The 24,717-nt window shown below is 36.4% G+C and carries 17 protein-coding genes and 2 pseudogenes; 16 read left to right on the top strand and 3 right to left on the bottom strand.

Annotated features, from left to right (window positions below; genetic code table 11):
• Positions 1–259 precede the first annotated feature (259 nt).
• The 4 genes from bafA (LNM86_RS07315) (at position 260) to ndk (ending at position 10,795) form a co-directional block, all read left to right on the top strand.
• A complete protein-coding gene (bafA, locus tag LNM86_RS07315) occupies positions 260–4,279 on the top strand; it encodes a BafA family autotransporter (RefSeq protein ID WP_241437141.1) in 4,020 nt (1,339 codons plus the stop codon).
• Between the two features lie 236 nt (positions 4,280–4,515).
• Positions 4,516–7,071, top strand: a complete 2,556-nt coding sequence (gene bafA, locus LNM86_RS07310) for a BafA family autotransporter (protein WP_241437140.1) — start codon at positions 4,516–4,518, stop codon at positions 7,069–7,071.
• A 372-nt stretch (positions 7,072–7,443) separates the two neighbouring features.
• Entirely contained in the window at positions 7,444–9,990 is a 2,547-nt protein-coding gene (gene bafA, locus LNM86_RS07305) for a BafA family autotransporter (protein WP_241437139.1), read from the top strand.
• A gap of 382 nt (positions 9,991–10,372) precedes the next feature.
• The gene (ndk, locus tag LNM86_RS07300) at positions 10,373–10,795 is read left to right on the top strand and encodes a nucleoside-diphosphate kinase (protein ID WP_241437138.1); all 423 of its coding nucleotides are present in this window, start codon (positions 10,373–10,375) and stop codon (positions 10,793–10,795) included.
• 103 nt (positions 10,796–10,898) lie between these two features.
• Here the strand turns inward: ndk and pgsA are convergent, their stop codons facing one another.
• The 3 genes from pgsA to LNM86_RS07285 form a co-directional block, all read right to left on the bottom strand.
• Positions 10,899–11,480, bottom strand: coding sequence for a CDP-diacylglycerol--glycerol-3-phosphate 3-phosphatidyltransferase (pgsA, locus tag LNM86_RS07295; RefSeq protein ID WP_241437137.1), 582 nt, complete (start codon positions 11,478–11,480; stop codon positions 10,899–10,901).
• 74 nt (positions 11,481–11,554) lie between these two features.
• Positions 11,555–13,540, bottom strand: a complete 1,986-nt coding sequence (gene uvrC, locus LNM86_RS07290) for an excinuclease ABC subunit UvrC (protein ID WP_241437136.1) — start codon at positions 13,538–13,540, stop codon at positions 11,555–11,557.
• Between the two features lie 428 nt (positions 13,541–13,968).
• Positions 13,969–14,832: a 23S rRNA (adenine(2030)-N(6))-methyltransferase RlmJ gene (locus LNM86_RS07285; protein WP_241437135.1), complete on the bottom strand. Its 864-nt coding sequence runs from the start codon at positions 14,830–14,832 to the stop codon at positions 13,969–13,971.
• 1,258 nt (positions 14,833–16,090) lie between these two features.
• Between LNM86_RS07285 and tatA the strand changes: the two genes are divergently transcribed.
• From tatA to LNM86_RS07220, 12 genes and pseudogenes are all read left to right on the top strand, one after another.
• Positions 16,091–16,402 (top strand): twin-arginine translocase TatA/TatE family subunit, encoded by a 312-nt coding sequence (gene tatA, locus LNM86_RS07280; RefSeq protein WP_241438954.1) that lies wholly within the window; start codon positions 16,091–16,093, stop codon positions 16,400–16,402.
• Between the two features lie 110 nt (positions 16,403–16,512).
• Positions 16,513–16,977, top strand: coding sequence for a Sec-independent protein translocase protein TatB (tatB, locus tag LNM86_RS07275; protein ID WP_241437134.1), 465 nt, complete (start codon positions 16,513–16,515; stop codon positions 16,975–16,977).
• Positions 16,974–17,765 (top strand): twin-arginine translocase subunit TatC, encoded by a 792-nt coding sequence (gene tatC / locus LNM86_RS07270; RefSeq protein WP_241437133.1) that lies wholly within the window; start codon positions 16,974–16,976, stop codon positions 17,763–17,765. Before tatB ends, tatC begins: the two co-directional genes overlap by 4 nt.
• A 48-nt stretch (positions 17,766–17,813) precedes the next feature.
• Entirely contained in the window at positions 17,814–19,091 is a 1,278-nt protein-coding gene (gene serS, locus LNM86_RS07265; RefSeq protein ID WP_241437132.1) for a serine--tRNA ligase, read from the top strand.
• A gap of 133 nt (positions 19,092–19,224) precedes the next feature.
• Positions 19,225–19,884 carry a protein-L-isoaspartate(D-aspartate) O-methyltransferase gene (locus tag LNM86_RS07260; RefSeq protein ID WP_241437131.1) on the top strand — a complete coding sequence of 220 codons (660 nt, stop codon included), beginning with the start codon at positions 19,225–19,227 and terminating at the stop codon, positions 19,882–19,884.
• A 167-nt stretch (positions 19,885–20,051) separates the two neighbouring features.
• On the top strand, positions 20,052–21,227 hold the full coding sequence (locus tag LNM86_RS07255; RefSeq protein ID WP_241437130.1) for a M23 family metallopeptidase: 1,176 nt from the start codon (positions 20,052–20,054) through the stop codon (positions 21,225–21,227).
• Positions 21,228–21,619: 392 nt separating this feature from the next.
• Entirely contained in the window at positions 21,620–22,063 is a 444-nt protein-coding gene (gene yajC, locus LNM86_RS07250; RefSeq protein WP_241437129.1) for a preprotein translocase subunit YajC, read from the top strand.
• A 470-nt stretch (positions 22,064–22,533) separates the two neighbouring features.
• A complete protein-coding gene (locus LNM86_RS07245) occupies positions 22,534–22,920 on the top strand; it encodes an Mth938-like domain-containing protein (RefSeq protein ID WP_241437128.1) in 387 nt (128 codons plus the stop codon).
• 212 nt (positions 22,921–23,132) lie between these two features.
• Positions 23,133–23,381: pseudogene (locus tag LNM86_RS07240) on the top strand (lysozyme); the annotation flags it as partial.
• A pseudogene (locus LNM86_RS07235) lies at positions 23,378–23,602 on the top strand (hypothetical protein); the annotation flags it as partial. The pseudogenes LNM86_RS07240 and LNM86_RS07235, both read left to right, overlap by 4 nt.
• 59 nt (positions 23,603–23,661) lie before the next feature.
• Positions 23,662–23,799: a hypothetical protein gene (locus LNM86_RS07230; RefSeq protein ID WP_241439046.1), complete on the top strand. Its 138-nt coding sequence runs from the start codon at positions 23,662–23,664 to the stop codon at positions 23,797–23,799.
• A 233-nt stretch (positions 23,800–24,032) separates the two neighbouring features.
• Positions 24,033–24,533, top strand: coding sequence for an ATP-binding protein (locus LNM86_RS07220; RefSeq protein ID WP_241437126.1), 501 nt, complete (start codon positions 24,033–24,035; stop codon positions 24,531–24,533).
• Positions 24,534–24,717 lie beyond the last annotated feature (184 nt).

The raw sequence follows: 24,717 nt of genomic DNA, 5'->3' as shown, positions 1-24,717 counted from the left end.
TCAAAAAGATTCAAAAATTTTTTAATGGATATAATCAAAACACTTTTTAAGTGTATCAAAAATCATTTTCATTCTTTGATTGTTTTTTTGAACACACATTCTAGCGTTTGATTAGTTAGCGCTTAGTACATTGAATGCTTCGTATATGATGATTTGTCATCTTGAACAATATCAGGTTGAGAAAGTGAGGCATCCTGTTTTTTCCGTGCACTTTTTTGAAATATGCGGATTTTTCCTTTCTAATCATGGAGTATGGATAATGAAATACAAATTGATGCTGAGTTTTGGGGCATTGATGACGAGTATTTTTCTCGTAAAAATTGTAAGTGCTGAGGAAATTAATGCTCAAAGAGAGAGAGCATTAACATCAGTAAACATAAGTGAACACCTAGAAAAAACAGCAAAATTTTTATCAAAAGTGAAGGGATTAAAAGCAAAGGGAGAAAGCGCGAAGAGTATACAAAATGCACAGAGAACAAAAGAAAATGTGTTGTTTGAAGAAGGGGGAAGAAAAAGAGAAGATCTTTTTTTCAAACTACTAACAAATTCAATAATCAGTGATTTTACTGCTGTTTTTATTACGGACCATGATTCTGAGGAAACTGGTAAAAAAGTCAAGAGCTTCAACTATAAGGATGCAGGGTATTCCATGAATAATACGGTTCGGGATGGTGGGAGGCTCTATATTGGTGAAGCGAGTGTTAGTCGGGACACGATAATTGAAAATAAGGGTATTGAGTTTGTCAAAAATTTGAGCAATTCAGAATATGCCATTGTTAAAAAAGGTGGAGAACAAATTGTTACAAGTGGTGCAAATGCTGAAGGAGCTAAAATCTATGGTGGTAAGCAGGTTGTTGTTGGTAAGGGAATTTTTGAAGATGGTCTTAGAGAAAGCAGTGCTTATTATACTGAAATATATAGTGAAGGTGGCTCGCCAGGACTGCAGAATATATATGATGGTGGGATAGTTTTTGATACAAAAATTATGAAAGGAGGGATACAGAATGTTAATGGTAGAGAGAGCTTTAGCAATGGATTTTCAGAAGATGATGATACAGAAGATAAAGATTCTGCCTTAGATGGTGGTGCTTTTGCAATTTATACCGAAGTTTTTAAGGATGGTATACAGAACATCTTTGCAGAAGGAAATGCAAGTGAGGTTATGCTCTATGATAGAGCTACACAGCAAGTCTATGCTGATGGATATGTGGATACTCTAACAATTCATCATCAAGCAAAATCATGGGTCTATTTGGGTGCGGTATTACATAAAGAGACAGTTATTAATGATTTTGGCAGTATCTATATCTACGCTGGTAATAATAAAGATATTACTGAAGTAGAAGAAATTATTTTAAAGGGAGAAGATACAAAATTATACCCTATCGCTACTGAAGGTAACGGCAAGAGAGCAAAAATTAAGATTGAGAATTTAAGCGGAAATGGTAGAGTTGCTTTTATATCTACAGGGGGTGATGATTACTATTCTCAGCTTAACATTGATCACCTTTCAGGCAATTTACATTTTGATTTCAATGTCGATTTTGCCAATCAACGTAGTGATTACCTTTTTATTAAAAAGAGTAGCTCAGGTCATCATACAATAAGTGTTGTTGACACTGGGGTTGAAATTACAAATCCTTTCCACAAAAAGTTGCAATTAGTTTCTGATCGCAGCGGAAATGCTCATTTTTCTCTAACAAATAGCTTTGGTGAAAAAATCAGAACCATTGATGCTGGAACCTACACATATAGTTTAAAACACAGCACAAATAAGGATACCGGTAAAATTTGGTATCTAGATGCGAATTACGCCCTTGATCGTACAAACAATCCTTTGTTTTTAGCTTCTAGCTCTAAAACATCGAGTGCTCTACTCTTGAATGTTCTCACAGAATTCACTGTTGAGAAGAATATGGTTATTTCTATTGCGGATCCTAACTTTAATAGCCTTAGTGAGGGGATCAATGTTCTTGATAATCATAATGCAGAATCTTCGATTAATAATACGGTTAGAGATGGTGGAAGGATTTATGTTTATAATGGTGGTTTTAATCTCTATACCACAATTGAGAATGGCGGTATTGAGATTATTGAGTCACAAGGTCTTTCACAAGAGACTACTGTCTATAGAGGCGGGCAACAAAGAATTAAAAATGGAGGAAAAGCTGAAGGGACTAAAATTCATGGTGGTCAGCAATTCGTTTCAGGAGGAGTTGATATCAATGGTGAGATAGTGAGGAGCAGCGCTTATAATACTGTAATTTCTGGTCAAAATGGAGGGATAGGATATCAGAACGTTTATGATGGCGGGATGGTTTTTGAAACCAAGATCATGGAAGAAGGAGTACAAAATCTTTACATAGAGGATGAGTCAAAGAATTATAGCAGTTCTGCATTTAACACCGAAGTTTTTTCTGGTGGAGAACAAAATGTTCTCGTAGGAGGTGAAGCTATTGGAGTTGTATTATACGGGACAGCTGTCCAGAAAATAGAATTAGGTGGATATGTAAAAAATCTGACAGTTAATGATCAAGCAAAATCATGGTTACATCATGGTGCAACATTAGAGGGACGCACAATTGTTAATGATTCTGGACGAATTTATCTTTATGCTGGTACTGATCAATCTCGTACGGAAGTAGAAAAAATTATTTTAAAGGGAAAAGATGCCAAATTATACTCTATCGCTTCTCCTATTGATGGTGAGAGTTCCTTGATTGAAAATTTAAGTGGTAATGGCAGCGTTATTTTTACTTCTAGTATCTTTGAACCACATTATTCTCGACTTGAGATCCATGATCTTTCAGGTAATTTACATTTTAGGTTTAATACTGATTTTGCCAATAAACGCAGTGATTATCTCCTTATCAGAAAAGGTACAGGTCATCACAAAATAAGCATTATTGATTCTGGTATTAAAATAACCAATTCTTCTCTCATAAATCAGGATTTAATTTTTGAGCTTGATTTAATTCATGATCAAGGCGGAAAAGCACATTTTACTTTGACAGATTTTTCTGGTGAAGAGATTAGTGCTATTGATAATGGGGTCTACATATATGCCCTAAAGAAGAAAAATCATCATAAAGGAAATATTTGGTCTTTGTTTGCGGTTCACATTGATAACGTACCACGTAGGGGAAGGTTTTCCCGACATTTAAATCAAAAGCAATCGGTTTCTTTTCTTTCAAAAATATCCTCTCCGATAGATCAGACAAATAGCTCTCTTTCTTCTGAGGAGCAACAACAGTCTGTTGTTTCTACGGATGCGGCATCACTAGCTGATCAGATACTGCTACGCCCAAGCAATCAAGATCAACTTCCTTCACAATTAACTGAGACGTTATCCGTTTCTGATTTTTTAACCACTCCCTCTACGGATGCGGTGTTGTCACTGTCTGTGGCCCCTCAATTCATTTTTCACAATGAGTTGCAAACTGTGCGTGCGGGGCGAGGAATGCTAGAGAGAAGTAAAAAACATTCTGCTCTATGGGCATCTGCAATCAAGAGTAAAGAGAGTGTTTCTACAGGTCATCTAGATTTTAAGCTGGAGCAGACGGGTGTTGTGTTAGGTCTCACCGCTTTCAGTGAGCTGACAAATGGAGATTTTTATCTTGGTGGGTTTGGCAGTTATGATCAAGCACGTGTTGCTCATGCCCGAGGTGGTACCAGTAGCGTAAATACCTATGGCATTGGAGCTTATGCAAGCTACTTTTCTCATAGTGGCTGGTATTTAGACAGTATTTTGAAATATAATCATTATCAAAATGCTCTGAAGGCAGTTTCAACCAATGGTTTAGACATTGAAGGGAATTATAAGCAACGGGCGGTGGGGGCGTCCTTTGAAGGGGGGTATCGTATGAAAATGGCGCAGAGCAGTTGGATGCAGCCTTATGCACAATTCACATGGTTGCGCGCTGAGGGTAAGGAAATCACCCTTTCGAATAAGATGATGGGTACTATCAGCCCCCTTACGTCATTGCGCAGTGAGGTTGGTTTATCTTTAGGGTATGAATTTGGTTCTAGTCTAGATTCCTCATCGATAGCGTACATTACGGCAGCATGGTTGCGTGAGAATAAAAATGATAACCACACGACGATTAATAAACACCATAAATTTATCACCGATTTATCAGGGGATGCAGGTAAATTAGGAATTGGTTTGAGCAGTTTAGTGAGTGATAAATTAAAGCTTTATGCGGAAGCGCATTATGTCAAAGGGCGCAAGGTAAAGCAATTACTCCAAGGGACCTTGGGTGTGCGCTATAGTTTTTAAATGTAGTGGTTCTTTACTCTTTGATAAAAAAGTTTTGGAAAGACATGAAAAAGATACCGTAGGTACGCGGTCTTATGTTCTCGATTGAATACAGATTTTAATGAAATATAAAAAGCTATTTTTTATAATATTAATAATGTGTTAAAGATAATTCTTAAAATTTTAGGTTGAAAAAATATTTTGCAGAGCTAATTACGTTTTATGTCTACTCAGACGTGAAGGGGAAGGATATAGCTATGCAATATAAGTGGAAGTTAAGCTGTTGGATGCTCATGGTCAGTAGCTGTTTTGGGCAAGCCGCAGCGGGTGGTGAGACGCGGTCTTTTTGTCAGTCTTCAAACTATGGTAAAAATAAAAAAGAATTTTATGTCCAATATAATGGGGGTATGAGGACAAAAGGGTGCACAAATATTACAGCATCTAAAAATGACGTTATGTTAGAGATGAGTGGTGGAACAAGCTCTTTTGAAAAACTGAGTAGTGTTAAAGGCGTTGAAATATTAATAAACAAAGTAGGGGAAGAAGGTAGCAAGAATGAGAGTAATGCCGAACAGTATGTGCAAGAAAATAATATTATAGGGCGGAAAAGTCCTGAACTGATCTTTATTAAGGATGGAGCAAGTCTGGAAAATTATGTACTTAATAATAATGGTAAAGCTTACTTTTCAAATGATGGTGAGACAGATAAACCTGGGCGCTCTATCAATAATACCGTGAGAGATGGTGCAGAGATTTATGTTTATGCAGGAGGTCTCAGTGAGAATAGCAAAATTGAACATGGTGGAACAGAAAGTATTTATGCTTCAAAAGGAAAACAAGGTCTTTCAAAGAATGCTGTTGTTCAGGACGGTGGTCAACAAAGTGTTAGGGATGGGGGAAAAGTAGAGGGAACAAAAATTTATGGTGGTAAGCAGCTTGTTTTCGGAGAGGGGGAGGTTGAAGGACAAACGAAAGGTAGCAGCGCTTTTAATACTGTAATTTATGGTCAAGATGAAGCACGGGGGCGGCAAGAGGTATATGATGGGGGAAGTGTTTGGGATACAGAAGTTATGCATGGAGGTATACAAGAGATTGCCAAAAAAGCGCAAAGTGCAAAAAATGGTGGTTCTGCATTTGATACTAAAGTTTTTGGGGGTGGTGAACAGCATGTCTTAGCTGGAGGAAAAGCTATTAATGTTGTTTTAAGTGAAACGGCTACTCAGGAAGTCTATGCAGATGGATATGTAAAAAATTTGACAATGAATGATGAAGCAAAATCATGGGTGCATGCAGGAGCAACATTAGAAGGTAAAACACTTGTAAATCATTCTGGGCAGCTTCATCTTTATGCTGGAAATGATCAACACCATACTATCGCAGAAGATATTGTTTTAAATGGACAAGATACAAAACTCTATTCCATTGCCGAAGAGTTTGACGGAAAAAGTTCTGTCATTCAAAAATTAAGTGGGAATGGGAGTGTTATTTTTGCGTTTACGGGTTCTGATCCCTATTATTCTCAACTTCATGTTAATAATCTTTCAGGAAGTTTACGTTTCGAGTTTAATACCACTCTTGCTCATAATCGTGGCGATTATCTTTTCGTTGGAAAAGGGGCAGGGAAGCACACAATTAGTGTTGCTGACTCTGGAGTTGAAATTACAGATCCTTTTTCAAATAAGCGTGATTTAATTACAGATCAGAGCGGTGAAGCTGATTTTACTTTGACAGGTTTGATTGGTGAAAAAATTAATGCGATCGATGGTGGGACATATATGTATGGTTTAAAACAGAGAAAGGATGAAAATGGAAAAGTTTGGTTTTTGTCCGCGGATCGTATTAGTGGACCAGATCCTTCAGGTCCTGATCCAGAAGATCCATCTGCTCCTATTGGGCCATCAACGACTCCTTCAGTTGATGCCGTACTTTCTACAGCTGTAGCTTCTGGACTTATTTTTAATAATGAGTTGGACATTATACGTACTGGAAGAGGAGTTTTGGATCAAAATAGGAAAAATACAGATTTATGGACTTATGCGATCAAGAGCAGAGAACGCGTTGCTACAGGTCATACGCATTTTAAACTTGAGCAAACAGGTATAGTGCTTGGTATTGATCATTTAAATGAACTAACCCATGGAGATCTGTATGTTGGTGGTTTTGGGAGTTACGACAAAGCACGTGTTGTTCATAAACGAGGTGGAGATAGTGACGTAAGCAGTTATAGCATTGGAACTTATGCAACTTATTTTGATAATCGCGGATGGTATATGGATGCTATTTTAAAATATAATTATTATCGGGATAATCTGAAAGCTCTTTCAACGAATGGTTTAGCTATTCAAAGCGATTATAATCAGTCAGCGATAGGTGGGGCATTTGAAATTGGCTGTCGTTTTGAGCCAGCACAAAGCACTTGGATGCAACCTTATATACAACTAACGGGTTTGCAGGTTCAGGGTAAAAAAATCAAACTTACCAATGGAATGGTCGGTAATATTAATCCCTTAACTTCATTCCGTAGTGAGGTTGGATTAACTGCAGGGCATAAGTTTGTTTTTGGTGCTGAGACTTCCTTAACAGCTTATATTATGGCCGCTTGGTTGCGTGAGAATATCAGTAATAATCATACAACAATTAATAACCAGCATAGATTTATTATGGACTTGTCTGGAAATGCAGGAAAATTGGGAATTGGTTTAAACAGTTTTGTCAATGATAAACTAACACTTTATGCAGAAGCACATTATTTGAAAGGGCATAAGATTAAGCAGTCACTTCAAGGTCTTCTAGGGGTACGCTATACTTTTTAAAGATGTATTTCATTAAACTGACAAGTGTAATTATTATACAACTTAAAACGCAATATTCAGATTAACTCGGTTGATTGAAAATATTGTTGATAAGATTATACTCTGTTAAAAGCTATTATTTCTTTTTCTATTATTGAATAGGATTGCAAGTTGTATCTTATATTTAAGATGCAACTTGAATTTTATAAAATTATATTTTCTTAGATTAGCATATTCTTTTTTATTTTACACAACTATAAATTGCAATAAAATAAAAAATACACTTAAAAGTTGTGTTTAGACATAAATAAAACACATTATGATACAATCTACAGCAGGTCACCTGCGAAATTGCAGGATGTTTGTCTAATGATTGAGAGTGGAGAATAAATTATGCGACATAAATGCAAATTAAGTTTTTCAGTATTAATGATCAGTAGTTGTCTGGTGCAAATTGCAAGTGCATTTGAGAGTAATGAGGAGGAGCTAGCTCATATGATGAGGATGAGAAATGGGGAGACAATCACGAAAGACTCACCACATGTTATATCTCTTTTCAATACTAATCTTACAATCGAAGATGGCGGTATAGAGATTGTTGAAAATGGTGGAATTTCTACGTATTCTACTGTTAATAAAGGTGGAATACAAGTGGTTACGCGTGGAGGAACTGCTGCAGAGACTAAAGTCGTTGGTGGTAAACAGTTTGTTTTCGAAGAAAAAAGTTTTAATCCTGAAATTGTGGAGAAGAGAAGCAGTGCTCATAATGTTACAGTTTCTGGTAAAGATGGAGTTTTAGGACAACAAAACGTGTATGATGAGGCGTGGGTTTGGAAGACAAAAGTGGGGAAAGATGGAGAACAAAATCTTTACATGGGACAAAGAAAAGAGGGGGGAAAATCAATGAGTGCTGTGGTTTCTGAGAACGGTCGACAACATGTTTTAATGGGAGGGGAATCTTATGATACTACTCTGCAGGATCAAGCTGTTCAAGTTGTCTATCCTGGTGGCATTGTGGATGGTCTAACCATCAATGACTCTGCTAGATCGTGGTTACATGTTGGTGTACAAGACGTCGATGGAGAAGTAAAGGTTAACGGTGAAGGATGTCTTTATTTATTTGCTGGTGATGTTACAAATCATATCACAAAAGACAAACTTACTTTGCAGAAAATAACTGGTGATATATTATTTTTGCCTGGTGAGCGGAAACCTAACGAAAAACCTTGGATTAATATTGAAAATTTAAGTGGTGAGGGAGGGACTATTATTTTTACTTCTATTCCATATGATCGACGTCATGTTTTACTCCATGTTGAGCAACTTTCAGGGGATTTACATTTTAAGTTCAATCTTAGTGATATAGGTGATGGTAGTGATTATTTATTGATTGATGAGGGTGCTGGCAATCATAAAATAAGCGTTACCGATTCTGGTGCTGAAATCACGGGTTATTTGTCACAAAAGAATGGTTTGCTCGCAGAACGTAGTTTGATTACTGATAGAAGTCAAGATGGAGGTGCTGATTTTACTTTAGTAGATCACTCTGGTAAAAAAATTGAATCGGTTGATGGTGGGGCTTTTATGTATGGTTTATATAAAAGAGAAAGGAGCGCTGATTCCAGTGGTGATGCTACAATTTGGTATTTAGGTATGGCGAATGGTAGATCAAGTTCTTCGGAGACTTCTTCTCTGCGTGTAAGTAAGAAACCCAAAGTAACTACTTTTTCATATGATTTACCTACGGACGGGGGAACGAGATCGCAGTCTTCTCGGAATAATGGAAAGCGCTATCCCCAACCACGACCTCCACGGCATTTGAAAGAGCAACAACTTCCTGTATTATCTCTAGGAAATCAAGCTCCTGAGTTAGCACGTTCTGCAAACCATCATCCTTCTGAGGAGCAACAACAGTCTGTCGTTTCTACGGATGCGGCATCACTAGCTGATCAAATGAGTGTGCGTCCGAGTAATCAACACCAACTTCCTTCACAGTTAACTGAGACGCTATCCGTTTCTGATTTTTTAACCACTCCCTCTACGGATGCGGTGTTATCACTGGCTGTGGCTCCTCAATTCATTTTTCACAATGAGTTGCAAACTGTGCGTGCGGGGCGAGGAATGCTAGAGAAAAATAAAAAAAGTTCTGCTCTATGGGCATCTGCAATCAAGAGTAAAGAGAGTGTCTCCACAGGTCATCTAGATTTTAAGCTGGAGCAGACGGGTATCGTGTTAGGTCTCACAGGTATCAGTGAGTTGACAAATGGAGATTTTTATCTTGGTGGTTTTGGCAGTTATGATCAAGCACGTGTTGCCCATGCACGAGGTGGTACCAGTAGCGTAAATACCTATGGCATTGGAGCTTATGCGAGCTATTTTTCTCATAGTGGCTGGTATCTAGATAGTATTTTGAAATACAATCATTATCAAAATACTCTGAAGGCAGTTTCAACCAATGGCTTAGATATTGAAGGGAATTATAAGCAGTGGGCAGTGGGAGCATCCTTTGAAGGGGGGTATCGTATGAAGATGGCGCAGAGCAGTTGGATGCAGCCTTATGCACAATTCACATGGTTGCGCACTGAGGGTAAGGAAATCACCCTTTCTAATAAGATGATTGGCGATATCATCCCCCTTACGTCATTGCGCAGTGAGGTTGGTTTATCTTTAGGGTATGAATTTGGTTCTAGTCTAGATTCCTCATCGATAGCGTACATTACGGCGGCATGGTTGCGTGAGAATAAAAATGATAACCACACGACGATTAATAAACACCATAAATTTATCACCGATTTATCAGGGGATGCAGGTAAACTAGGAATTGGTTTGAGCAGTTTAGTGAGTGATAAATTAAAGCTTTATGCGGAAGCGCATTATGTCAAAGGGCAAAAGGTAAAGCAGTTACTCCAAGGGACCTTGGGTGTGCGCTATAGTTTTTAAATATGGTTGTGCTTTGATTTTGCTCTTGAGGTATTAGAGAAGAAAAATACGCAATATTTAGGGAGCGTTTTTAGGATAATTCGTTTTTGTGCAAAAGCTGCACATTTCTGCTGCGTATCATTTCTCTTGTATTTTTTCTCCTGTTGAAGAGTTCTTTTGAACAAAAAATATTTTAGCTGATACAAAGGCTTCAATAAGAGGGATGATGGTGCTATGATGAAGATCAGATAAAAAGAACATTTATATTATTTACTGAAATTCACACCTATCAATTTACATATTTTGAAATTTTCTGCGGATTTTTGTACAGACTCTTGGCAAAAGTCTTTCTGCTTGCTATAGAAGAGACAAAGAATGTCATAAACACAATAAAGGTAATCAAATGGCTATAGAGCGTACTTTTTCGATGATTAAACCGGATGCAACACGACGTAATTTGACGGGAGCAATTACCAAAATGCTTGAAGATGCGGGGCTTCGTGTTATTGCTTCTAAGCGTGTGTGGATGAGCCAACGTGAAGCTGAAAAGTTTTATGCAGTGCATAAAGAACGTCCATTTTTTGGTGAGCTGGTTGAATTTATGTCTTCTGCTCCAACGGTTGTACAGGTTTTAGAAGGCGAAAATGCCATAGCTAAAAACCGTGAAGTGATGGGGGCTACAAATCCTATGGATGCGCAAGAAGGAACAATTCGTAAAGTGCATGCGTTGTCGATTGGCGAAAACTCTGTTCATGGTTCAGATAGTGCAGAAACAGCAAAAACAGAAATTGCTTTTTGGTTTTCTGAAATAGAAATTGTTGGTTAATAAAAATATCGCTGAAAAGAAGAAAGCCTCAAAACACAGGGTTTTGAGGTTTTTCTAATGGGATGATAAATTTCCTATAAAAGGTATGTTAAGCTTATTATTTTCATGTGATGACATGTTTTAAACCCGCACGAAAATAATCCCACCCTGTCCACAATGTGAGGAGAGCGGAAATCCATAACATCGTGATGCCAAATTCTGTTGTGTGCGGGATAATTTTATTACCAGCTGGTCCCGCCAAAAGAAAAACAATGGCGATCATTTGTACAAAAGTTTTCCACTTTGCAAGACGAGAAACAGGAACGCTTACTTTCAATTCAGCTAAATATTCACGCAATCCTGATACAAGAATTTCTCGGCAAAGAATAATGATGGCAGCCCATAGGGTCCATCCAGCAATTGTACTATCTGCGGCAAGTAAAAGCAAACAGGCAGAGACGAGAAGCTTATCTGCAATTGGATCTAACATGCGACCAATATTAGAGGTTTGTTCCCAAATACGGGCAAGGTAGCCATCAAGAAAGTCAGTGATAGATGCAATAATAAAAATAGAAACAGCCGTCCAACGTGCAATATCGCTTGATTGTAGTCGTCCTTCTAGAAAAAAGCACGCAACAACCATTGGCACTGCAATAATCCGTGCATAAGTTAAAATATTTGGAAAAGAAAAAGTATGATTTTTCATAGAGCTCTTTTCAATTCTTTTTAAGGATATGGTTTGTTTTATAAACGTAACAAGGCAAAGACCACGAAACAAGCTTATTTTTCATTAAAATGGTTATAAATTTTTTGTGCAATAGTGATGGAAATTCCTGTAACTTTTATTAAATCTTCAGGTGAAGCACGAGCAACGGCTTTAGCACTTCCAAAATGATGAAGTAATGCGCGCTTCCTTGTTGGACCAATATTGGCGATTTCATCAAGTGGATTTTTGAATATTTCCTTTTTACGTTTTGCTCTATGTGTTCCAATTGCAAAACGATGCGCTTCATCACGTAGACGTTGCAAGAAATGCAGAATAGGCTCACGTGGAGAAAGCGTAAAGGGTATTTTGCCTTTTATAAAAAATCGTTCACGTCCCGCGTTACGATCAATACCTTTCGCTATCCCAACGACAGTGATCAGATCATCCAATTTTAATTCAGAGAGTATTTTATGCACACTCTTTATTTGCCCTTCACCACCATCAATTAATATGAGATCAGGCCAGAGAGGAAAAGAATCTCTACTTTTGCTTTTTATGTCATTACATTTATGAGGTAGACCATGCTCTTTGATAAGACGTGAAAATCTTCGTTTTATAACTTCTTTCATCATACCAAAGTCATCACCAGGTGTGATATCGGTTGAGCAGATGTTAAATTTACGATATTGACTTTTAATAAATCCTGTTTGACCTGCGACAATCATTGCACCTACTGCGTTTGTTCCCATAATATGAGAATTGTCATAGACCTCTATACGGCATGGAGTATGAGGGAGTTGGAATATTTCAGCAAGCCCTTGAAGTAATTTTATATGTGTCGTTGTTTCAGCAAGTTTGCGTCCAAGTGCTTCATGCGCATTGATATAAGCATGATTAACAAGAGTTTTACGTTCACCTTTTTTGGGTAAAGAGAGAAGTATTTTTTGATTTGCTTTTAAACTGAACGCCTCTGTAAGAAGTTCTTTTTCTTCGATTTTTTCAGATAAAAGAATAAGTTTGGGAAGAGGTTTATCATCATAGAATTGGGCAAGAAAACTCGCTAAAATTTCCGTACAAGAAAAAGAGGGATCTGCTTTAGGAAAATAGGCTCTGTTTCCCCAATTTTGTCCCATGCGAAAAAAGAACACTTGAATGCAAGTCGCTCCCTCTTTTTGCGCAATTGCGAACACATCTGCTTCTTGTACTGTTTGTGGGTTAATGCCTTGATGACTTTGTATATGAGAGAGAGCTGATAGGCGATCACGATAGGCAGCGGCTTGTTCAAAGTCAAGCTTTTCAGCGGCTTTATGCATTGCTTGAACCATATTATTTTTAACAGATTGGCTTTTTCCTGACAGGAAATTTTTTGCTCCTTTCACCAATTCTCTATAATCACTGTCAGTAATTTCACCGGTACAAGGTGCAGAACATCGCTTAATTTGATAAAGCAAACAGGGGCGTGTACGGTTTTCAAAAACAGCATCGGTACAAGTTCGTAATAAAAAGGCACGTTGTAAAACATTGATTGTTTGTGTTACAGCACCTGGAGAGGCAAAAGGACCAAAATAGTGGGCTTTTCTTGTTCGAGCACCACGATGTTTGTAAAGTGCAGGTGCATGATGATCATCAGTGATCATGATATAAGGAAAACTTTTATCGTCACGCAGGAGTACATTAAAACGCGGATGGAATCTTTTTATGAGATTAGCTTCTAGAAGGAGTGCTTCTGTTTCCGTGTGCGTTACGACAAATTCCATATGATATGTCGCATGAATCATACGGGCAATACGGTTATTGTGTCCTTGTTCACGCGTATAGTTTGAAACGCGTTTTTTAAGATTGCGCGCTTTACCAACATAGAGAACATCACCTTTCTCATCAATCATTCGATAAACGCCAGGCTTATGCGGCAGGTGTTTGACAAACTCTTGTATGAGTTTGGCACCTTTAAATTGAAGTTTATCATTTTCTTGATTGGCGTTGTTCCATGGTATATGAGAGAGAAAAGGAGTTTTTTCTTTTTCATTTTTAGAACAAGCTGTGTTGTTTTTCAGGATCATTCAGTTCATCCGAAAGTGTTTTCTGATTTCATATAAAATACTCTTATCTATGAAGTTCTATTATAGAAGTTCTATTATATATGTAATGATAGTTATTTTGCCTATAATAATGCATTATGACATGAGGCTATTCAATTTTGGAGTTATTTTACTTTTCACAAAAAAGTTGAGGTTAGTCTTTAAAAAAAATTACGATTTTACGAACACTGTATCTTGTCGATAAGAAAAATAAATCTATGATGATGATGAAAGATTACATTAAAATAGATTTTATTTTAAAAGACAAATTTGCGCTGCTGACTATCGTGTACATTAGGAGCATCATTTGAAAAATCAAGGAAGGTGATGTTATTCTATTACAGTATTTTTAAGTTGTTTCATATATTTGATTTTTATTTCCAAGAAAATATCAAAAAAAGTTTAACATTCTAACATAATGAATGCTCTTTTTGGATCCATTTACGCGTTATTTGTGCATTTTTATCTTGTCCAAAACGAGTAAGAAGAAAGGAGCTCAGTTTTTTTATTTCCTCTTCAAGAAGATAAGGAGGATTGATAAGAATCATACCACTTCCATGCATTGTAGGAGGTATTGAACTTTTTCGAATGCGCATTTCAAGTTGTAAAATTTTAGGAATTCCTGTTTGATAAAGTGCATGAAGGAATTTTTCAATTTCTTTGTCATATTTAACAGGATACCATAAAGCGTAGATTCCTCTAGGAAAACGACGATATGCTTTCATTAATCCCTCAATAAGGCGGGAAAATTCACCAGGTTTTTCAAAGGGGGGGTCAACGAGTATAAATCCACGTTTTTCCTTTGGTGGCAAATGTGCATTTAAAGCAAGCCAACCATCCAAATGCAGAACTTTTGTTTGATAATCACCAGCAAATTTTTTTGCTAAAATATGATAATCTTCATCATGCAATTCAATTGCGGTCAATCGATCTTGTTTACGCAATAATTGGCGAATGAGAACAGGAGAGCCGGGATAAAATATTTTTTCCTCTTTTCCTTCATTGAGTGCATTAATAATATTATACCATGGACAAAGAAGTTCTTTTAAATCTTCTGGAATAGGAGCTGAAAAAAAACGTTGGACGCCTTCGCGCCCCTCTCCCGTTTTTTGTGCTTCTAAAGAGGAGAGGTCATAAAGACCTATTCCCGCATGTGTGTCTATAACGCGAAAAGCCTTTTCTTTACGTTTGAGGTATTCTACAATGCGGGTGACAATAATGTGTTTAAAAACATCAGCAAAATTGCCAGCATGATAAATATGCCGATAATTCATGAGTAAATTCTACCATAGATATGATTGTCCAATAATCTTTTATTAGCATAAAAAATGTCTTCTCTATCAACAAAAACTCTTATAGAGATCAAAAAGATATTTTGATCTAAAAGAAAGAATATCAATGTCATAAATTGGAAGGCTTTTGCTATGTTTTATAGTGATGCAAGTTTTCTTTAATATGACTAATGATGAAAATTAAAATCTTTTACCAGAATATGATTAAAGGGGGAAAACTTCAATTGAAGTATTTTCCATTTGATGCGTGAGGGACTTTCTGTATGATCACTACATTAAAAGAAAACGAGAGAGAATATAAATTAACTGAAGTAGCAATAAAATCACTAAAGATTGGTACATATTATCTATAAAATGTTATTAAATTGATAGAATTTTCCTTTAACAAAGTTGCTGTAAAACTATGAAAAAGAGCAATAAATAAAAGAGAGCCTTTGAGGTATGGATAAATTCCTATTTTATTGAATTAGACTCTTCAAATATTGTCGTCTCATCTCAAGTAAAGTCACTTACTTGTACGTCACAAGTAGGGGGCGTGTAGGAAAAAAACTTGAGAAAAGAGTCAAAATGCCTCTTATGAAATCGTCTTAATGAAAGGGCTGTCGCAACATTGGGGACTAGTAAATAGTATGTTGATGCCATCTTGCCGCAACGTTTTCTAAAAGAGCTATAGAGAGTTTTCTTCGTAAGAAGGGATGTTTTTATGGGCTTTTAATGTTAGAAGACATGATAATGAAAGCTCTTTTAGGACAAAAACTTTCGAAAAATTTTCAGCTTCTCCCATTAAAACGTGTTGTCGACCATTTTTAGAAACCACAGTTTTAACGTGTAATTTTTTTAGTGGGCTCTAAGAGTATTCTTTACTGTAACGGTAATTTGAAAAAGATGTTTATGATTGTGTAGATAACGCCATTTTTAAAAGGTAAGATATGAGAATGTGAGTATAATGTTGTTGTAAAGTTTTGAAAGCTAACGGATAAGATGAGAATGCTTTAAGAGAAGGGTTTCTAAACCTTTTGAATTTTCTTGAGGTAGTTTATCGATTTTGCCTTAATCTATATTTGTTATAATAGGTTAAGTAAAAGGAAAAAGAGGCTAGAAAGTTCGTTTACAATAAAAAACGTGCGATTGCCTTTAACTTGAGAAAAAATATATAAATCAGATATGTTCTATTTTATAGCATTTCTTTAGAGTAAGTATGAATAAATGAAGGCAAATTTAAAAGCAATGAGAGAGAGTGATGGGTAATATTTTTTCACCAACGCATTTGATTGTAATTTTACTGATTATCCTTGTGCTTTTCGGACGTGGTAAGGTTTCTGAATTAATGGGCGATGTTGCTAAAGGAATTAAAGCTTTCAAAAAGAATATGAAAGAAGAGGAGGATAGCATTGAGGATAAGCTTACAGTTGCGAATGACTCCAAAACAATTGATGTTGAATCTCTACGATCTGAATCATTATCAATAAAACCTATAGTCGCACGCGAAAAAAAATCTTCTCCAACTAAAGGAAGCAAGACTTCTGTTGCTAAAAAACGGCGTGTAAAGTAACAAAAACACAATCCTATTTGTTGATAAGCTTGCCCAATCTAAAAGCTTATCTAACTTATGAACATGTGTTAAAATTGTGCATTTTTTAACGAGGCGGTTGAGTGTAGGTAATGTTTGGGATTGATGGGCCAGAATTTCTTGTGATTTTACTTGTTCTCATTGTTGTCGTTGGGCCAAAAGATTTACCTAAAATGCTAAAAACGATAGCAAAAGCAATAGCTTATATACGTTCAGCAGCAAATGAATTTCGTCACCAATTTGATGATGCAATGAGACAAATTGAGCTTGATGATTTGCAAAAGACCTTATCGGATATTAGCGATCTTAATCTCAGTAAGGAGTTGACAGAGACTTCAGATCCCATGCCTGATGTCCCTGATGTCATAGTAGGGGGTATCGACGGTAATTTTGATATAAATGCAACGCACCATAAATCGAAACAAGATAAAGCAGCTTTAGAATGTGATCAGAAAACAGCCAATGAAGATTTAACAACATCTGTTAATTTTCATAGTTCTGAGAATATTTCAGGAACTTCTAAAAATACAGCTAAAAATAAAAAAGGTGTGTCATGAATATTGAGAAAGATGAAATTGACGCCAATATAGCACCACTTTTAGAACATTTGATTGAACTGCGTCAGCGAATTATTACTGCTTTGATTGCATTTTTGATAGCTTTTATGCTGTGTTTTCTTATCAAAGATTATATTTTAAATTTTTTAATATGGCCTTATCAATGGGCGATGAAAATATCAGGTGGTAATCCTGAGAGTATTCGTTTGCAATCAACACAAGTGTGGGAAACTTTTTTAACGAAGATGAAACTTGCTGCTTTTGGAGCCGTTATTTTATCTTTTCCCTATACGGCTTTTCAGTTTTATAGTTTTATAGCACCAGGACTTTATAAAAATGAACGTATGGCTTTTTTACCCTTTCTCATTGGGGGGCCGATTTTATTTTGTATTGGGGGAGCATTTGTTTATATTTTATTGGCGCCAATAATGCTTTGGTTTAGCCTTTCTCAGCAAGTTCTTCCAGATGTTCATTTAAGAATAGAGTTTATAGTCCGTATTTCCGATTATTTGAGCTTTATGATATCGTTTATCCTGATTTTTGGTTTGATTTTTCAATTACCTCTTATAACAACTCTTTTAACGAAAGTTGGACTTGTAACTTCTCGTAATTTGGTATCTAAACGAAAGTGGGCTATTCTGCTCTCTTTTATCATTGCGGCGATAGTAACCCCATCGGATTTTTTTACTATGTTTGCAGTAGCCTTACCATCGATAATTCTTTACGAGATTTCAATTTTAATTGCTTACTGTATAGAAAAGAGAAAAAATCCCCTTAAGAGAAGTTGATATCTTGTCTGGTAGAAAAAAGAAAAATGATGCAAATGAGGAATTTTAATGCTTGATATTAAGTGGATTCGTGAACACCCTAAGAAATTAGATGAAGCACTAGAAAAAAGAGGTCTTAAGCCACAAGCGGAAGAATTAATAAAACTTGATTATGAACGTCGCTCGTATATTGCCAATGTGCAATCAGCGCAGGAGCGGCGTAATGCTATTTCAAAGGAAATAGGGCAGGCTTTAGCGGCATGTGATCAGAAAACAGCAGAACGTCTTAGAGCTGAAGTTGAAGAAATTAAAACCTTTCTTTCTTCTGCTACAGCGGAAGAAAAACGGTTGACTGAAAGCTTTGAGAGGGTTCTTTCAGCACTGCCGAATATTCCATTAGATGATGTTCCAAAAGGTAAAGATGAAAGCGATAATGTTGTTATTCGCCATTTTGGCATACCGCCAACATTTGATTTTCCGCCAAAGGAACATTTTGATCTTGGCCAAAACCTCAAACAGATGGATTTTGAACGAGCAAGTCGCTTATCGGGGACGCGCTTTACTGTACTTTCAGGAGCATTGGCACGACTTGAACGTGCTCTTGGCCAATTTATGCTTGATGTGCATGTTGACGAGCATGGTTATACAGAGGTTTCTGTACCTCTCTTGGTTCGTGATGAGGCTGTTTATGGAGCTGCTCAGTTGCCGAAATTTGCTGATGATCTTTTTCGAACGACAGATGGTCGATGGCTGATTTCTACAGCAGAAGTGCCGTTGACCAATTTGGTAAACAATGAAACTCTTGAGATATCAGATTTACCATTACGTTTTTCTTCTTTGACTCCCTGTTTTCGTTCAGAAGCTGGAGCTGCTGGTCGTGATACACGTGGTATGTTGCGTCAACACCAATTTTGGAAGGTGGAAATGGTATCGATTACTAGCGAAGAGCAATCTTTAATAGAATTGGAACGTATGACAGAATGTGCAGAAGATGTGTTGAAACGCCTTGGTTTGCCTTTTCGCACGGTTGTTCTTTCTACCGGTGATATGGGATTTGCAGCACGAAAAACATATGACATTGAAGTTTGGCTTCCTGGTCAAGGGTGCTATCGTGAAATTTCCAGTTGTTCAGTGTGTGGAGACTTTCAAGGGCGACGCATGAATGCTCGTTATCGTAAAGAAGGAGATAAAGCGTTACACTTTGTTCATAGCCTAAATGGTTCTGGTACGGCTATTGGGCGCTGTCTTATTGCTATTCTTGAGAATTATCAGCAAGCTGATGGATCAATTATTGTTCCAGATGTTTTACAACCCTATATGAAGGGCGTACATTCTATTACTGCTTAATTTTATGAAAGGAGAAACCACTATGCATTTATTGTTGAAAGATGATGACATGCAAACGTGAGGTTTTGTCATTTAAAAAAAATAAGTTGGATATACGATAAGGGTTCTCATTCATTGGAGATCAAATGATACGATGGAGCAAAAGGGTGTTTTACGATTTCGTGAGGAATTGGCAGATCTTGTGTTAAAAATGCGGAGCAAAGGAATTGATGATGTTCGCTTTTTTGCAGCATTTGAGAGGATTCCACGTCAACAATTCGTTGCAGCGCCTTGGTTTTGTAGTGCTTATGAGAATAAAATTATTCCAATTGAGTGTGGTGAATATATTGAACGTTTAGAAGAGCAACTTTTGATTCTTTCTGCGTTATCATTGAAAAAAAAGCACCGTGTTTTAGAAATTGGTACAGGATCTGGTTTTTGTACTGCTCTTATGGCGTGCTTAAGTGATCGTGTGACCACAATTGAACGTTATAAAACACTTGTTAATTTAGCCCGCCAAAAATTTCAAACCTTGGGGCTTGAGAATATCGTTGTAAGACAAATTGATGGAAGCCATACGGTTACAGGTTTTGGATCATTTGATCGTATTCTTATTTGGCCATCGCGTTCTGATGAACCGAAGGAATTTTTAGAACTTCTAGCTGAAAATGGGATTCTCATTCAAGCTATAGGGCCCGATGAAGGAATACAAACAGTGACGCGTTATACGAAAATTGGCAGTCGATTTGAGTGTTTAGAAATGTTTCAAGTACGCTATCAACCCTTTATTAAAGGTATTGCGGAAATACTTTAATTTTTTAAATTTAAGGTAGTGTGTAAACTCTTTTACCTTTTTATTATATCATAAATTCATTTTGATCTTCTTATAAAGATATTTATGAATAAAATATCTCATTTTAACTCTTAGGTAATATTAAAAAGCTTTAATAGGTTTAATTTTATTGACGAGTGAGCAGAGCTATGTGTTTAAAAGTCTCTAACGATATTTTTTGGCGTAATTTCCAGAGAGCAGCTTTTTTAACGATGACAATAATTTTTACGGGGTGTAGTTCTGGTACGCAGCGTTTTTCTAATATTTTTTCTCATAATACAGTACCCACTTATTCAAATATGTCTACTTCTATACCTACAGATTCACAGATACCATCGTATGGCGGTGTAATACAAAGTTCTGAGCTACCTCCTGTCGAGCCAAGCAATGATTTATGGACAAATGACAATGTTGCGTATAATTCTCAACAACAAGATGGGGCGTCTTCTTCTGATAGTCGAATTATGGGAACACCACCACGCAATCTTGGAACGCTTTCTCGTTCACAAATAGATAATTCCCCTATTCTTCGGCGAAATTCTTATATTGTTCAAAGTGGAGATACTCTGTTAAGCATTGCACGGCAAATAGGGACCAGTGTTGAAGCACTAAAGTTAGCAAATGGTATAAGCAATAACTCCATCTACATTGGTCAAGTTCTTATGATTCCAAGCAAGCGTGCGTCAATAGCTTCGAGTACACGCAATGATGATTGGGCAACATCAACAACTGAATCTTCACGCCAATCTCAAGTTACATCTATCACAAGACACAAAAAGGTTTTACCTATAGATAAAACTCCTGAAATATCTTTACCTTCTGAAAAAAGAAATGGACCAAATCTTAAGCAGAACTCTTCCAGACAGATGAAACAATTGAGACAAGATACTGATTTTTCAGATACCATAACGAATACAGATCATGTTATTACTCCACAATCGACAGGCATTTCTAAGATGCGTTGGCCAGTGCGAGGGCGTTTATTAAGCCAATTTGGTCAGAAAAAAGGAACGGCAAGTAATCGAGGGATAGACATTGCTGTGCCTGAGGGCTCTTCGGTAAAGGCAGCAGAAAATGGTGTTGTTATCTATGCAAGTGATGGATTAAAAGAGCTTGGTAATGTTGTTATGATTCGACATGAAGACAATATTATCACTATTTATGGATGTAACAGTAAGCTTGTTGTTAACAGGGGACAAAGAGTACGGCGTGGTGATGAGATTGCTAAATCTGGTATTTCAGGGAATGTTAAAACTCCACGTGTCTATTTTGAGGTGCGTAAAAATTCTGTACCTGTTAATCCTATTCGGTATTTAGAAAATTGATTGTTAAGACTGTGTATTGGGAATCTATTGCTTATAGCGATTTCAAGCAAAATAATTAATATGAAATGGTCTTATAATATTTAAGTAGAAACTTTATCGATTTGAGAATAGTGAAGAGTTAATTTCATTAAATGGACAGAAAGTCGCTTTGTATCATTTTTTTGTTTACAGAGAATAGGCATATTTCATGGTATAAGAAATAAATCTGTTCGTTAGAGGTTTTTGCTCGTTGCTTTCTGTTTCGTAAGGATTTATGGCCTGTCTATAAAGTTGTGGTTATATCAGGTTTATTCGCTCTATATGATACATCCTCTAGGAGTGCTTTTTCTTAAGCTAAAAGTTTATTTTAATGGAGTGAAAAATATCTGAAGTTTAATCTATAGGAGATAAAAATGTTTATTACTAACGCTTATGCTCAAGTTGCAGACAGTGTTTCTAATGGGCCATCACTTGTTAGCTTCACCCCGTTCATTTTGATTCTTGTAATTATGTACTTTTTTATGATTCGTCCGCAGCGTGCGCAAATGAAAAAGCGGCAGGAGATGCTTAATGCTGTACGTCGTGGTGATACAGTAATAACGGGTGGTGGTATTATAGGAAAAGTTACAAAAGTTTACGATGCGAGTGGTGAATTAGAGATTGAAATTGGTAATGATATGCGTATTCGCGTTATCCGTTCAACATTATCAGATGTTCGCGTTAAAGGTGAACCAATTGCAGAAAAAAAATCAAGACCTTCTAAAACAAAAATACAAAAGAAATCTGAATCTTCTATAAAGGAAACAGCGAGTGTATCTGAAAAAAAAGAAACTGTATCAAAGGAAAATGAGTCTTAAAATGTAATTGTGATCTGTTACACTTTTTCAGGACGTATTTTTATAAAAGGTGTTAGCTTTTGTTTAGAAGGTGATATTCTGGGTGGTGAGGATGGTTATTGTAGTCAATAAACGAATATGATATTTTTATATAGAATACAAAATAGTTACTTTATTATGAGGAAATCGCAAGAAAATTATCCTTTGAGTCATGTTATTTTTTATAAGATAGGAGTTTCTTTGTATTTGAGCAAATAGGTTGAAATGTTCTTTTCAAAGACAGATCTGTTTTAATCAATACAGCGTTTAATCCGTTTTTATTGCAAATTCTTTATATAGTTATTGTATTTCTGATGTAGATCTTTTAAAAATTTTATATCAATATTGTTATGCTGGCTCAAGTTAATATATCAGTGTTTATATAAACTCTTTACTGATTTTAGGGAGAAGAGAAGGGCGATTGGGTTTTCAAAAACAAAGGACGTGCATCTATGTCTCATGCAATTCAAATCCGTGAAGCACATTTTCCAGGGCGCGCACCTATTGATGCGTATGGAAATGGTGGGTTTCGTTTTGCTGATATGTCACATAGAGGTTCTATTATTTGTGTCCCATCAGGTATTTACGGTCTTAATATGATAGGGCCTGTTCCTACTCAAGAGGATCTATCTCGTGTTTTAGAAGAATCCGCTGAGATTGAAGTTTTGTTAATAGGTACTGGAGTTGAATTATTACGATTACCTAAAGAATTACGAGAGATTTTATGGGAAAAGCGTATTTCAACAGACACAATGAGTACGGGAGCAGCGGTGCGTACATTTAATGTTTTGTTAGCTGAAGATCGTGCTGTTGCTGCATTATTATTTGCGGTAGAATGAGAGAATATCTAAAAAACAATATCTTTTTTAATAGAAGAATTGTGCAATTAGTGATTTGTTTAAGAGAATTTTTTATTCCCCTTAAGAGAGATTTGTGATCGCTTCAAGAGTTGTTTTGAGGATCAGTATTTTAATGTAAAAAGATATCATACTGTTTTCTATACAGTCCCCAAATGTTTTCAGTTATGATAAAAATTCACCTTTTTAAGGGATCTGCTGAAGTGGGGTTATGGGCTCGAGGATCTTATGTTTCTTCTAACTATCAAAGAGTTCAAGTAAAAGAGGCAACGGGGGCACTTAAAATAGAAGCCTTAGCACCGATTATAGGCTCTTGCTCTGGTCTTGGAGGCTTATTAGCAGGCAATGGTCCTATTCAATGGGCTTTAGCCGGTCTGATGGTTTTAGCGGCTTGTGTTGGTCTCGTGTTTGTTGCCAAACGGTTTCGGGAGCAACGGCTATGATGTTTTATCTCAAGAAATATTACTTGATGTTTACAGCGGCTTTAGCCGTTTTTTTTATGGCTTTAGCGAAGGCGTTTTATTTAGGCAAGAAAAGCGAACAGCACAAACAAACAGAGAACGCTTTAAAGCGAGTGAAAACACGTCTTGAGGTTGAAAATGAAGTTAATCAGAAGAGTGATGGTGATGTGCGCCGTGATCTTTCTCGTTGGGTGCGCAGCAAAAGAGGATTGAGAGTTGTGGTGGTTGGTTGCCGATTTATTTGGACCAGCAGGATGTTGGTGTGATCAGTGCCAATTTAGCAAGAGATATTTTAAAGCATAACAAGCATGGGGCGCATTTATGTGGTTGGAAAGATGAACAGAAAACCCAAGAGCGACGAGCAAAGGCTTACAGAGAGAGAACGAAAGCTCCTTTATGAGATGATCAACGCTTATCAGGGTGTGAAGATGATGTCACGTTTTATGAAGTGGATGACCTTTTTCTCTTTTTACTCATCCTTGATTTGGGTATCTTATGGATGCGATAGATAATGTCTTTGCCTATTTAAAACAGTGGTTTTTAAAGAATTAAATTTTACTCTATAATAACAAATTATTAATATACGTGTTAATTAGCATATTCAGTAATATTATTGTCTAAAAAATCAGAAAAATGATGAGAAAAGTTGTGATTAAAAAACAAGAGAAGACTAAAGGCGAACATTTTTCTATGAGAGAAAATCTTATTGGAAGAATTCGTCGTTTTCCTAAACCGTCCACTGAAATGGAAGCTTTGCAGCCTGTTTTTGAAGCAGTAAGTAACGCTCTTCACGCACATGAAGATTCTATGCAAAAAAATCCAAGAAGCATGGGGAATATAGATATAAAAATCAGCGATATAGATAATAATGAATTACTCGAAATTATAATTAAAGATAATGGCGTAGGGTTGGATGATGAGCACTTTGAAGCTTTTCGTGCTGTAGATACTAATTTTAAATTTAAAAAAGGAGGAAAAGGGGTTGGGCGACTCCTATGGTTGGATGCCTTTAAGAAAATACAAGTTAAAAGTATCTTCCTTGAAGAAGATCAGCTTTATCAGAGAAGCTTTAAGTTTTGTTTAGAAGAAGAGAATCAGCTTCTTGATCATTCAAAAATACCTCTGATTAATTAAGAAATAACCGGAACAGAAATTATTTTTACAGGTTTAAGAGATGCTGAATATCAAAAATATTTTCCACGCGAAACTGACACAATTATTGCTCATCTTGGAGCACATTTTTTTTCAGATTTAATTTTAGGAGAAATTCCTCAGATAAATTTTTGTTATGATCAGACATCTGTTGATTTAGCGGAAA

It is taken from the genome of Bartonella machadoae, assembly GCF_022559585.1.
Classification (GTDB): domain Bacteria; phylum Pseudomonadota; class Alphaproteobacteria; order Rhizobiales; family Rhizobiaceae; genus Bartonella; species Bartonella machadoae.
Note: the sequence above shows the minus strand (reverse complement) of the source record. Positions and strands in the feature narration are given on the sequence as shown.